Source organism: Amycolatopsis aidingensis (assembly GCF_018885265.1).
GTDB lineage: Bacteria > Actinomycetota > Actinomycetes > Mycobacteriales > Pseudonocardiaceae > Amycolatopsis > Amycolatopsis aidingensis.
On record NZ_CP076538.1, the window covers coordinates 6,283,552 to 6,295,925 of the forward strand.

Sequence of the window (12,374 nt, forward strand, 5' to 3'; positions counted from 1 at the left end):
CGAGGCGCGTGGTGACCCCGGCATCCCTACCTAGGCAACGTTGCCGGATTTCGTGCGACCACCTGTTGACCACGGACTGGTACGGCAGGGTCACCCGACCAGGTCGAGGAACTCCCAGCGCGCTTCGGGTTGTGCACCGCTGAGCCATTTCCCGCAGTTCTGCAGGACCACCGGGCCCGAGGTGATGTGCTGGGTACCGGTGGCGAGATCACGCAGGAACCGGTCGATCGGACCACGCCGGATCGCGGTCGTGGCCGCCCATCGGTGCACTGTCTGCCCGACCTCGTGCGCGGTCCAGGTCGCGTGGTTGAGCGCCAGCCGGACCAGCGTCTCCTGTTCTGTGCTCAGCAGCTCGCCCGCGGCCAGTGCGTTTTCATTGTCGTGCCACACCTGCATTGCCCACGCTCGCGCCGCGCGCAGCTTGGCTTCGGCTGCCGCGTACTCGGCGTGGAACTGTGCGGTGCCGACGGCGGCGTTGACCGTGCCGGACTTTCTCGACGCGTACAGCTTCAGCTCGTCGAGCAGTCGCCGCCCGGCACCGAGCGCCCAGCCGGTGTGCACGATCGCGGACATGTTCACCAGGCCGACGCGGTAGATCGCGCCGCCGTTGGCCGGGTCCATCGTCGTCGCGAGGTAGGTATGCGTCTGCGGGACGTACACCTCGGCACAGTGGTAGTCGATGCTGCTCGTCGCACGGAGCCCCAGTACATCCCAGTTATCGACGAGGGTCACCTGCGATTTGGGCATGGCCAGCACCCTCGGCTCCCCGGTGCCCTCGACCTGGATCGCACTGTGGATGTGGGTGGCCAGCGCCATGCCGGAGGCGAACTGCCAGTTCCCGCTCACCAGGTAGCCACCGTCCACCGGGACGGCCCGGCCGGGCCGGGTGCCGTGACCGGACAACAAGGCATGATCACCGCCTGCGACGTCGGGGAACAGTTCGGCCGCCGCGGTGGCACCGAGATAGGCCGCGGTGGTGCCGGTCATCATCTGTAGCGCCATCATCGTCCATCCGGCCGCGGCGTCGTGGTAGCTGAGCCGCTCGATCGTCTGGATCAGCTGACGCGGGGAGAATTCGTAACCGCCGAGATTCTCCGGCAGACCAGCCCGGACGACCCCGGCCGCCAGCAACGCCTGCGCGGTGCTCTCGGTGAGCCTGCACAGCTTTTCGGCCGTGTCCGCGTCCGCTTCGATGGATTCGGCGAGTGCGTCGACCCGCTCGAGCATCGCGGGAAACTCCGTACTGACGTGTAGCCGGGCCGAGGCCGTCATGGCAGGTCGCTCCTTGTCTTCGATGGCTGTGGTGTGCTGGGGAGCCGGATCGTGACGATGACGCCGACGCCCGCGTGCTCGTCGGTGCGCATGCGTTCGGTTCCGCGCTGGAAGGGTTCGGCGAGGGTCGGCACGAGTTCCGATGAGAGCGGATGGCCCGTGCTCTGGATCCGCAGCAGGCTCGCGTCGTGTCGCGATTCGGTGTGCACCGTTACGGGTCCAGCCGGAGACCGTCCCGGACGGCTTCGGCCAGGTAGGGCTTGTCCGCCACGATCAGCACGCGCATACCTGAAGCCTAGGCAGCACGGCATATCACCGGCGTATGCGAACCGGACGCGCCCTGCTCGACCCAGCCCTGCCATCCCTTGAACACGCTGCCTCCGCTCGGCAGCACTGGCCGGTGTACGGGTAGATGTTCCAGCTGGCCGAGCTGCCGGGGTTGACGCCGCCGCGTCCAGCGCCGTGCCGTCGCGCAGCGCCTGCGCGAACCGAACGAGGTCCGGCGCGGTGGCGAAACCGCCGTCCCCGACCGGATCGATGAGGTTGCGGCCAGGGTTCTTGCCCGGCTGGTACGGCGCTGGACGCGGACGGCGTCCACCCGGCTGCCGTCGGCCTGCAGCATGCAGGAGTGCGCGATGTGCTCGTCGGTGAGCCACTGCGGCCTGGTGTAGAACGCCAAACCGGTCATGCCACAACGCCCGAAGACGCGCTCGTGCACGTAGTCCAGTACGTGGTGCCGGTCACCGCTTCCACGATCTGCGCGGCGATGTCCAAACCGACAGGTCCCGCTCCGGGGCGATCAACCCGGTGGCGCCGGCCGTGCCCGGACGGTTCGGCGTGCCCGGCCCGGGCGCCCACCAGCGGCGCGCCGGCCACGACGCCCGCGATACGCCGCCAGAACGTGACCAGGTCCTACTCGCCGGTGGACGCCGCCTCGGCAGGCCGGGATCGGAGCACCTGCCAAGCCGGGTAGAGGGTGGCCAGATAGGTAATCGCGGCCGCCGCACCGATCACGGCGAGATAGATCCACAACGGACCGGATGGGAGCGGCCAGTCACTGACCACCACACTGAACGGCATCAGTGAAGCCAGCGCGGCCACCGAGCCGAGCACGATGCCGATCGCCGCGACCAGGAACGCCTCCACGCTCATCATCTTCATCACCTGCCCGCGGGTGGCGCCGGTGAGCCGTTGCAGACCGAACTCCCGCTTACGCCGGCCGGTCGCCAGTACCAGGGTGTTCACCACCGAGATCGCGGTGTACAGGATGATCATTCCGGCCATCATGTAGTTCACCCAGGCGCCGGCCTCCTGTTCCGCCACGAAGGAGGAGGTGAGTGCCGCACGGTCACCGACCTCGATGCCGACATGTTCGGCGGCCACCCCGGCCAGGTTCGAGGTCAACCGGCCGGCATCGGTGCCGGGGGCGGCACTGACCAGGATCTGCCGCGGGAGGCCGGTCGTGGTGTGCGCGGCGAGCAACCGGGCCGGTAGGAACATCGCCTCGTAGCCGGGTTTGGCCTCGACCAGCGCGACGATCCGCAACTCCACCTCGGCGCGGTCACCCAGCCGCATGGTGACCGTGTCCCCGATACCGCGGCCGAGGTCCCGCGCGTGCGCTACCGGGATGGCGATGGTGTTGCCGACGAGGTCGCCGAGCGAACCCTCGGCGACCGGGATCGCCGTGGTCTGCTCCGCACCGTCCGCACTGACCCCTTGCAGTTGCCATCCGCTGTCGCCCTGCGCACTGAAGTACGGCTGCTCGACGAAACCGATGCTGTTCACGAACTCGGAGGCACCGGCGACCCCGGGCGTCCGCCGGACCTCCTCCAGTACGCCGGGGCCGAGACCGCCGGTCGTGGAGGTCAGCACGGCGTCCGCGCTGAGGTTCTCGGTGTAGTTGGTCTCGGCGGCATGGATCTGGGTGGTTTGCAGGAAGATGTTGCCGGTGGCGATCCCGGTGGCCAGCATGATCGGCGTGATCGCCGCGGCCATCGCCAGCATGCGAGCCCGTGCGTTGAGGATCGCCAGGTGCCCGGCGAGCCCGGCCGCCCTGCGCACCGGCCCGGACAGCATCGCGGTCACCCGCCGGGCGATCCCGGGCGCGAGCAGCGCCAGCCCGATCGTCCACAGCAGCACGGCGGGACCGGAGGTCGCCGCCGCGATCGGCCCGGTCATCACCGTGATCGTCACGGTGGCCAGCGCGACCGCTCCCGCGAAACAGGCCACGGCGAACCACTTGCGGGTCGGGGTGAGCCAGTGCCGAGCCGGCGCCGCGGCCTCGCCCACCACCATGGTCGGCCGGGTCCTGGCCGCGCTGCCCGCCGAGGCCAGCCCGGCGACCAGCCCGATGAGCAGGGTGGCGCCCACCGCGACCACGACCGGAAGCCAGCCCTGGTGGAACTCGATCACCCCGGGAACCGAGCCGTTGTCCACCATCCAGGCATAGATCGCTTCGCCGAGATAGGAGCCCGGCAGCCAGCCGAGGGCGGCGGCGAGCACCGCGATGAGCATCGTCTCGCCGAGCACCATCCGGCGCAACTGCCCCGGGGTCGTACCGATCGCCCGCAGCAGAGCCAGCTCCCGCTGCCGCTGCTGGGTGGACAGCGAAAGCGTGCTGACCACCACGAACAGCGCCACCGCGATGGCCATGCCACCGAACACCCCGGCCAGGATGATCAGCGCGACGCTTCCGGTCTGGGTATCCGGGAACTCGGCGCGACCACGATCCTCCCCGGCCAGCACGGTCGCCGGCGTTCCTTCGAGCGCGTTTTCCAGCCGCTGCTGGAGTTCTTCGGGTCCGGTGCCCGGTTCGGCCAGCACGGCGATGGCGTCCACCTTGCCCGGCTGGCTGGCCAGCCTGCGGACATCGGCGTCGGAGAAGAACATCGCCGAGCGGGTGGGGTCGCCGGCGGGCTCGGCGATGCCGGTGAGCCGGTACGAACCGGTACCGCCCCCTGCCGCCACCCGTACCTCCGAGCCGATGGCGGCGCCCGAGGCTCGGGCCAGCGCGCTGTCGAACACCACTTCCCCCGCGCTGGCCGGCCGGCTGCCCTCGATCAACGTGTACGGCATCAGGCTCGCCGAATCCCAGCCATGGCCGAAGGTTTCCCCGCCCGCGCGGACCGGTTCCTGTCCACGAAGGACTGTCGCGGGGAACGAGACATCGCCGACGGCCCCGGCCACCCCTGGCACGTTCTCGATCGTGCGCGCCAGTGCGGCGTCCAGCCGTACCCGCTCGGAGAGGTGCACCGGCATGCTCTCGCTGTCGGCGTCCTCGCCGGGGATCTCCAGCCGCTGATCACCGGTAACCACCACCGGAGCGTCCAGCCGCTGCGGTGCGACGGCAGTACGTACCCCGGTCTCCATCAGGCCGCCGCAGGCCAGCACGATGGCCGAACCGACAAGCATCGCGACCAGGGTGGCCACGAACCCACCCTTGCGCAGCCGCAGCGTGCGCAGCGCCAGCCGCAGCATCAGTACCTGCCTCCCGTCACCGGCTGCGCCTGCCGGGCACGCTGCCGCTCGGACCACTCGGCCAGCTGCGTCATCCGCGCGGCCACCGCGTCCGGGGTCGGCCGGCGCAGATCACCGACGAGTTGCCCGTCGGCGAGGAACACCACCTGCTGCGCGTAGGAGGCCGCGACCGGGTCATGCGTCACCATCACGATCGTCTGCCCCGCGCTCTGCGCCGAGTGGCGCAGCAGCGCGAGCACCTCCGCCGCCGTCCTGGTGTCCAGCGCCCCGGTCGGCTCGTCGGCGAAGATCACCGCGGGATCGGTGATCAGCGCCCTGGCGACCGCCACCCGCTGCTGCTGTCCGCCGGAGAGCTCACCGGGTCGGTGATCGGCCCGATCGGACAGCCCCACCCCGCGGATCAGCTCGGTGATCCTGGCCGAGTCCGGGCGCAGGCCGGCCAGCTGGAGGGGCAGCATGACGTTCTGCTCGACCGTCAAGGCGGGCAACAGGTTGAACGCCTGGAAGATGAAGCCGATCCGTTCCCGCCGCAGCACGGTCAACGACTTCTCGCCCAGTTCGGTCAGCTCCTGGCCGTCCAGTACGACGGACCCGGAGGTGGGTTGTTCCAGCCCGGCCGCGCAGTGCAGGAAGGTGGACTTGCCGGATCCGGAAGGTCCCATCACCGCGGTGAAGCTGCCGCGCGGGAAACCGATGGTGATCCCGTCCAGGGCGGCCACGCTGGCAGCACCCTCGCCGAAGACCTTCCGGACCGAATCCAGCCGGACGGCGTCACCCGGCTGATCGGTGTCGTGCACGTTCATTCTCGCTCCCAGGTCAGGACGGCGCGTCCGGGCGCGTCCGGATGTGCTCGGCGACGGCGAGCAGCCCCTCGGCCAGCTCGTCGGCGGACGGGGCTGCCGCAGGGTCGACCATCCACTGCACGAGCAGCCCGGCCAGCAGGGTGTAGTGCACCGCGCCGACGGTCCGCTGCGTCCGGTCATCGGGCTCGCCGGGCACCGGGTGCAGCATCTCGGCCAGGCCGCGCCGGGCGTCCGCCTGCGCTCCGGACAGCTGCGCGCGTAGCTCAGGGGAGTGCAAGGCCTGGGTCAGCACCTCGATGTTGGTCGCCCACAGTGCCCGGTTCCGGGTGAAGGACTCGGTCAGCGCGGCCCAGAAGGCAACCGACCGGTCGGCCGGATCGGCATCGGAAGGGCCGACCTCGAGGGTCTCGTCCACGGCTTCCGCGGTCGAGGCGACCATCGCCTCGTACAGCAGCGCGTCCTTGGACCCGAAGTGATAGTTGATCGCGGCCAGGTTGGTCCCGGAGGCCGCCACGATGTCCCGGACCGTGGTCCGGCTGTACCCGCGCTCGGCGAGGCAGCGCTTGGCGCCGCTCAGTAAATCCTCACGAACTCCCACCTCGCCGAGGCTAGCAGGCACGCTGACATTTGTCAGTTACGAACGTCAGTGACAAATGTTTGAAACATGCGTACGGTCGAGATCATGACCCACGCCGTCCCGCGGGCGGGACGACGCGAGTGGCTGGGACTCGCCGTTCTCGTCCTCCCCGTGTTGATCGTCTCGATGGACATCACCGTCCTCTACCTGGCCTTGCCCGCGCTGTCGGTGGATCTGGCCCCGAGTAGCACGCAACACCTGTGGATCACCGACATCTACACGTTCCTGCTGGCGGGGCTGCTGATCAGCATGGGCTCGCTCGGTGACCGGATCGGCCGGCGCAGGCTGCTGCTGCTCGGCGCGGGGACCTTCGGCCTGGCCTCGGTCCTCGCGGCCTTCGCGGCCAGCGCCGAGATGCTCATCGGCGCGCGTGCGCTGCTGGGGGTCGCCGGGGCGACCCTGATGCCCTCCACGCTGTCGCTGATCAGAACCATGTTCGCCGACCAGCGCCAGCGCACCTCGGCAATCGGGATCTGGACCGCGGGGTTCGCGGTAGGCGCCGGGCTCGGGCCGCTGCTGGGTGGGGCGTTGCTGCAGGAGTTCTGGTGGGGCTCGGTGTTCCTGGTGAACGTGCCGGTGATGGCTCTGCTGCTGGCCCTCGGACCCTTCCTGCTCCCGGAGTACTCCTCTCCCGGTGCCGCCAGAGTGGACCTGCCCAGCGCGGCGCTCTCGCTGGCCTGCGTACTTCCGCTGGTCTACGCGGTGAAAACCCTTGCTGTGGAAGGATTCGGGGGGACACCGGTGTTGGCCATCGCGCTGGGGGTGCTGTTCGGGGTCGGGTTCGTCCGGCGGCAGCGGCGGCTGGCCGATCCGATGGTCGATCTATCACTGTTCCGGGTGCCTGCCTTCAGTGTCTCGATCGGGACCAGCATGATCATCTCTTTCGCATTGGTCGGTTCCGGACTGTTCGTGTCCCAGTACCTGCAACTGGTGCGCGGCATGGCGCCGCTGGAAGCCGGGCTGTGGCTGCTGCCAGGAGCGATGGCCGCGGTGACCGGCGCGGTGGTGGCTTCGGTGCTGGCGCAGCGGTTTCGACCGGCCACCATGGTCGGCGCAGGCCTGCTGCTCGCGGCCGTCGGATCGCTGCTGATCGCCCAGCTGAGCGTCCATTCCGGACTTACTCTGGTGGTGGTCGGCGGAATGCTGACCGGTGCCGGGGTGACCATGACGCTGTCCACCACCGCCGACCTGATCATCGCCAGTGCACCACCGGAACGCGCGGGCGCCGCCTCCGGCCTTTCCGAGACCAGCGAGAAACTCGGCTCCGCTTTCGGCGTCGCGATCCTGGGCAGCATCGCCGCCGCCGTCTACCGGGGCAAGGTCGTTTTCCTCCCACCCGGCTCCGAGGAACCGGCACGAGAAACCCTCGGTGGCGCGATCGCCGCCGCCGAGCACCTGCCGGAGCAGGCACGTCTCGACCTGCTGACCATCGCCCGGTCGGCGTTCACCTCCGGTATCCAGCTGGCCATGATCGTCTGCGTGGCGCTGCTGATCATCACCGCGTTTGTCGCAGGCATATTGCTGCGCAACGTCCGCCGAACCACCGCAGAAGGGAACGAACAGTCATGACAGCGCAACCGACCTTTGTGTTCGTGCACGGCACCAATGCCAACGCGCACCACTGGAGCTGGATCGTCCAGGAGCTCGCGCTGCTCGGGCACCGCGGCCTCGCCGTCGACCTGCCGGGACACGGCCTCGACGCCTACATCCCGGTCTCTTACCTGGCACAGGACGAGGCCGGGATGGCGGTGGAGCCCTCCCCGCTCGGGAAGCTCACCGTCGAGGACTACGTGCACCACGTGGAACACGTTGTCCGGCGCGCACACGCCCACGGCCCGGTCATCCTGGTCGGCCACAGCCAGGGCGGGGTCAGCCTCAACCTGGTCGGCAACCGCATTCCCGACCTGATCCACCATCTCGTCTACATCAGCGCGTTCTGCTGCATCGACCGGCCCAGCCCGAACGACTACGTGGCTGACCCACAACTGCGGTCACTGGAGCTGGAAGAGTTCATGGCCCTCGGCTTCGGCACCGACCCGAACGGGCTGGGGGTGAGCAGGATCAACTGGAACAGCCCGGACCCGCGGGCTCAGGCCGCGTTCAAGGAACTCAACGCGCACACCTACACCGACGCCGAGTCCAGGGCCATGCACCAGCTGTTGCAGCCGGACGAGCCGAACAGCATACCCGCCTCGGACGCCCGTGGTGAGGCTTTGACCTGGGGACGTGTCCCGCGCACCTACATCAGGCTCAGCGAGGACCGGTTCCTCACCCCTGCCATGCAGGACCAGTGGATAGCCGAGGCCGACCGGCTCACCCCGGACAACAGGTTCGAGGTACACACCGTCGACTCACCGCACTTCCTGCCCCGCGACCAGAAGCTGGTGTCCATTCTGGATGAGCTGGGACGACGGCCGTGACCGGAATGGACCCGCGGGCTCGCGACCCGGCCTAACGATCGGACGGCCTGGCTGAGCCACCGGCTGCCAGTCGCATGAGGTCGGAGCCGAAGTCGATGGTGCCGAGTGTGGGGTCGATGTGCTGGGGACGGGCGTTACCGGCGAACTCGTGCTGGTAGTCGCGCCACGCGGCGTGCACGATGGCGTCGGTGACGCCGGATGCCATGAGTGCGGCGAGTTCCGTGGCGTCCCGGTCGATCCGGGCACCGACCACCGCGTTCCGGTCACCGGCCGCCATCGCGCGAAACCTCGCTCGACGGTCTGTAATGGACAGCCAACACCGATATGAGGCTCGCGCAACTATGGAATGCGGCAGCACCATGAGCACTGGGCGTGCCCAGCGCTCCGCTCACGCGGTCACGTTCACCAGTTATGTCGGCCGCCAGCGAGAGGCCGCCGAGGCGCGGCGGCTACTGTCGGCTTCCCGGCTCGTGACGTTGACCGGGACCGGTGGCGTGGGCAAGACCCGGCTGGCGTTGCAGGTGATGCGTGACGTCGCGGGCGACTTCGCCGACGGCGCCGTGTCCGTACCACTGGCCGAGCTGCGGGAGCCAGCTCTGCTGGCGAACATGGTCGGTGCGGAACTCGGGCTGCTGGATCCGACCGAGCAGAGCATCCTCGACCATCTTCGGAGCCAACGGCTGCTGCTGGTGCTGGACAACTTTGAGCGCCTCATCGTCGCCTGTGTCGAGCTCGTGCGGAAGATCATCACGGGCACCGAGAAGGTCACGGTCCTGGTCACCAGCAGGCAGCCCTTGGAATCCACCGGCGAACGGGTGATGACGGTGCCGCCGCTGTATCTCGGCCAGGGAACGGAGAAAGAGGAAGCCCCCGATACTTTCGCCACTCCGGTTCGGGCAGGGTTGGTTGCCGGGAGGGTGACGGTAACCAACCCTGCCCGAAGGAGCGGAACCCGTCAGCCAGCCCGGACGGTCAGCGCCTCACCGCAGCTGGCTGGTGCGGTCGCCTCCAGGGGTAAGGACGGGTCCAGGGAACTGCGCGCGGCGCCGTCGTAGGTGCCGCTGCCGTTCAAATCCAGCCCGTGCAGAACAATCACCGCGTTGCCGGTACGCAGGTCCCGCGCCACCGCGTTGCTGACGTCCATGCTGCGGTGGTATCGGACGAGCCCGCGGGGTGCGGTCGGGAAGCGGTCGACTGCGAGTGCGCTGTCCGGGCTGGTGTCACCGGTCGTGGTCAGCGAGGCACCGACACCCCCGTAGGAGGGTGCGCCCTCGACGGTGCTGACCACGCCGTCGCCGTTGGTGTCGGCCGCGCTGGTCGGGCAGGTGCCCGCGCCGCCGATATGGAAGTGCTGGGCGTGCGGATGGTTACGGAGTACCCCGAACGCGGTGATCCGGATGCTGGCGTGCGTACCGTCGAGTTCGACCACACCGATGCCGCGGACACGGCTGTCGTTGACCGGCTTGAGCCGGAACAGGCTCAGCGTCGTGTCGTGCTCGGGTCCGGTGTGGGCGGGGGTTGCCGTCGCCGTGGTTGTCCCGGTGAGCGCGAGCGCGCCGGCAGCGGTGACGGTCAAGACACTACGAAGCACGTTTTTGCGCACGGTGACCTCCAGAATGGTTGACTGAGTTGCTGGGCACGGTGTGCGGATGGCCGAAGGCGATCCGCAGCGGATCCGCCCGGCGGGTGCGGGAGACGCCGGGCATTCCGGGCGCGGATGACTGGTCGTGGATGGTCAGGCGTTGTCGGCGCTGGTGTTGATCTCGCCGTTGACTCCCTGGGGGAAGAAGCCTCCGGAGGTTGCTTGCTGGTTGGTCAGGTAGACCACATTGAGAACCTGGCCTGCGCTGCGGCTGAACGTGATGCCGTTGCCGTCGGCGGGGACGATGTTGGCCCTGCGCCTGCCGTCGAGGACGCCCTGGTCCAGATCGGTCGTGCCGTCCAGGCTGTCCCGAGCGTTGGAGAGCTTGACCGTGGCCGCCCGGAGGTCCCTGCCGAACAGCCCGGTACCGAGCAGGCCGGTGTCCTTCTCGTACAAGGCGTTGCGGATGTTCCCGGCGTGGTAGGCCTCGGCGGCGAGGATGCCCGCGGCGGCCTCGAGGTAGGTCTTGTTGCTGATCAGCGGCGCCGCGCCCTTGTAGGCGGTGACCCCGACGTCCTCGAACAGGTAGGCGGCGAGCAGGAAGTTCTCCTCGCAGGCGAAAGCGTCGAAGGTGTGTCCCGGTCGTACCAGCCCGGCGGCCTGCGCGGCGGCGGTGAAGCTGCTTTGCAGGTCGATGGTGGGCTGGCTCACCGTCGCCGAGCCGAGTTCGGTGCGCAGGAACTCCACGTGCTGGCGTTCGTCGGAGGCGATCTCCTCGGCGTACTGGCGAATCGTTCTGCTGCGGAAGTGCACCCTACGGCCACCAATGACCTTGCCCCTGGTGCCGGTGCCGGTGGTGAGCGAGTCGGGAAGCCCACGACCCGTGACGGCGTAGGAGTAGAACTGGGCCTCGAGGTACTCGAGGTTGAGCGCGAAATTGAGCACGGCACCGTCACTGGGTTGAGCGGCCGCGGTGGCGGTACCGGCCGCGGCGGTGGCCTGCCGCGGTGCGGCGGCCGCCGTGCCGGCACCGAGTGAGCCGAGCGCGCTCGCCCCGACGACACCGAGTCCACCGAGGCCCGCGGCATGCAGGAACCTGCGCCGGTCGGATTCGTTCTCCGCGCTGCGGCTGATCATCCGTGCCACGTTCTTCTTACCGAACACGTGTTTCTCCCTCCTGAGGCTGGGTACGCCCAGGTGTCGGCCCGCCGGTAGCCATCCGGCTACGACTGGGTCGAGATTCGTGGTCTACGGTGATTCGTGCCACGATCCACGCGGGATTGGTCGAGAGTTGGCCGAACACTCGATGGGCTGAGTGGCAGCACACGGCACCGGCGTCGTCGCCCGAGCCGGGAAGACCGTGGCCGAGTGGATCGAGCGGGGAGTGAACGAGGTGGTGATGATCGTGGCGACAGCGGGCGCGGCACGACGGTGTGATCGAGTTGATCACCAGTCCCACCGCGGTTCGGACGAGGTGGAACGGCTGCTGGACGCGCACGGGGAGCCGGTGTATGGCCTGGTCCGGTGGATGAGTCGAGATGTCGATGTCGAGGACATGTTCGTGGCCGCATGGGTCGAGGTGTGCCGCGGGCTGGACGAAGGCGCAAGCACGCGGCCGACCGCCTCGGCGATACTGGCCACCGCGCACCGAGCCGTCTGTGACCTGCTGCGTACCGGCAGCCGTCCCGCCGAGATCGATGGCGACATCAACGTTCCCCCGGACGCCGAGCGGGCGGCGAGCCGGGCTGGGCTGACCGAGTTTCAGCGCACCGTGCTGTTCGGCGCCTACTTCGAGGGGGCCACCTGCGGCGAGCTCGGTGCGGCACTGGGGGCGGGTTCGGACACCGTGCGGGATGAACTCAGGGCTGCGCTGCTTGCTCTGCACGAGCGCATCCCAATGGAGTGAGTAAGCACCAATCTTGATCACGTTCGGCCACGAATGAGCGAAGACAGCCGAACGAAGGGGCATCCATGGTGGACATGTTTCAGTCGATCGTGACTCTGTTGGTGACAATAGGCGATATCAATCTCTTCTGACGAACCGCCAATACGGGTACTCTCCGGACGGGCCGCCACGCGAAGATTGGCGTGGCGGCCCTTTCCGTTTCCCGGTCGAGCTTCGTCTTCTACTCAGAATGCGCACCATGTCACTCGATGGTGTTACATATCACGCTGGCCAGTCC

Annotated in this window: 13 protein-coding genes; 4 read left to right on the top strand and 9 right to left on the bottom strand. The window is 68.7% G+C overall.

Translation table 11 applies throughout. The annotated features are described in order from the left end of the window. Nucleotides 1-90: 90 nt before the first annotated feature. The 6 genes from KOI47_RS28605 to KOI47_RS28630 form a co-directional block, all read right to left on the bottom strand. Nucleotides 91-1,272, bottom strand: coding sequence for an acyl-CoA dehydrogenase family protein (locus KOI47_RS28605; protein ID WP_216209671.1), 1,182 nt, complete (start codon nucleotides 1,270-1,272; stop codon nucleotides 91-93). Then, nucleotides 1,269-1,481 (bottom strand): hypothetical protein, encoded by a 213-nt coding sequence (locus KOI47_RS28610; RefSeq protein WP_216209673.1) that lies wholly within the window; start codon nucleotides 1,479-1,481, stop codon nucleotides 1,269-1,271. Before KOI47_RS28610 ends, KOI47_RS28605 begins: the two co-directional genes overlap by 4 nt. Before the next feature lie 86 nt (nucleotides 1,482-1,567). Further along, nucleotides 1,568-1,960, bottom strand: coding sequence for a hypothetical protein (locus KOI47_RS28615; protein ID WP_216209675.1), 393 nt, complete (start codon nucleotides 1,958-1,960; stop codon nucleotides 1,568-1,570). A 224-nt stretch (nucleotides 1,961-2,184) separates the two neighbouring features. Continuing rightward, nucleotides 2,185-4,749 carry an FtsX-like permease family protein gene (locus tag KOI47_RS28620; protein ID WP_216209677.1) on the bottom strand — a complete coding sequence of 855 codons (2,565 nt, stop codon included), beginning with the start codon at nucleotides 4,747-4,749 and terminating at the stop codon, nucleotides 2,185-2,187. Next, nucleotides 4,749-5,552: an ABC transporter ATP-binding protein gene (locus tag KOI47_RS28625; protein ID WP_216209680.1), complete on the bottom strand. Its 804-nt coding sequence runs from the start codon at nucleotides 5,550-5,552 to the stop codon at nucleotides 4,749-4,751. Before KOI47_RS28625 ends, KOI47_RS28620 begins: the two co-directional genes overlap by 1 nt. Before the next feature lie 13 nt (nucleotides 5,553-5,565). After that, nucleotides 5,566-6,150, bottom strand: coding sequence for a TetR/AcrR family transcriptional regulator (locus KOI47_RS28630; protein ID WP_216209683.1), 585 nt, complete (start codon nucleotides 6,148-6,150; stop codon nucleotides 5,566-5,568). A gap of 84 nt (nucleotides 6,151-6,234) precedes the next feature. Here KOI47_RS28630 and KOI47_RS28635 point away from each other — a divergent pair, with 84 nt between their 5' ends. Beyond that, nucleotides 6,235-7,758, top strand: a complete 1,524-nt coding sequence (locus KOI47_RS28635) for an MFS transporter (RefSeq protein WP_216209685.1) — start codon at nucleotides 6,235-6,237, stop codon at nucleotides 7,756-7,758. Further along, entirely contained in the window at nucleotides 7,755-8,609 is an 855-nt protein-coding gene (locus tag KOI47_RS28640; protein ID WP_216209687.1) for an alpha/beta hydrolase, read from the top strand. The genes KOI47_RS28635 and KOI47_RS28640 overlap by 4 nt, the downstream gene beginning before the upstream one ends. Nucleotides 8,610-8,640: 31 nt before the next feature. Here the strand turns inward: KOI47_RS28640 and KOI47_RS28645 are convergent, their stop codons facing one another. Continuing rightward, a complete protein-coding gene (locus KOI47_RS28645; RefSeq protein ID WP_216209689.1) occupies nucleotides 8,641-8,886 on the bottom strand; it encodes a hypothetical protein in 246 nt (81 codons plus the stop codon). Between the two features lie 82 nt (nucleotides 8,887-8,968). Between KOI47_RS28645 and KOI47_RS28650 the strand changes: the two genes are divergently transcribed. After that, nucleotides 8,969-9,664 (top strand): NB-ARC domain-containing protein, encoded by a 696-nt coding sequence (locus KOI47_RS28650; RefSeq protein ID WP_216209691.1) that lies wholly within the window; start codon nucleotides 8,969-8,971, stop codon nucleotides 9,662-9,664. On the opposite strand, the gene KOI47_RS28655 is transcribed toward KOI47_RS28650, so the two are convergent. Both KOI47_RS28655 and KOI47_RS28660 read right to left on the bottom strand, forming a co-directional pair. Beyond that, nucleotides 9,565-10,185, bottom strand: a complete 621-nt coding sequence (locus tag KOI47_RS28655; protein WP_216209693.1) for a hypothetical protein — start codon at nucleotides 10,183-10,185, stop codon at nucleotides 9,565-9,567. The genes KOI47_RS28650 and KOI47_RS28655 overlap by 100 nt on opposite strands. Nucleotides 10,186-10,344: 159 nt before the next feature. Next, on the bottom strand, nucleotides 10,345-11,355 hold the full coding sequence (locus KOI47_RS28660) for a ferritin-like domain-containing protein (protein WP_216209694.1): 1,011 nt from the start codon (nucleotides 11,353-11,355) through the stop codon (nucleotides 10,345-10,347). Nucleotides 11,356-11,506: 151 nt separating this feature from the next. On the opposite strand from KOI47_RS28660, the gene KOI47_RS28665 reads away from it, so the two are divergent. Further along, nucleotides 11,507-12,097, top strand: coding sequence for an RNA polymerase sigma factor (locus KOI47_RS28665; protein WP_216209696.1), 591 nt, complete (start codon nucleotides 11,507-11,509; stop codon nucleotides 12,095-12,097). Nucleotides 12,098-12,374: the final 277 nt, after the last annotated feature.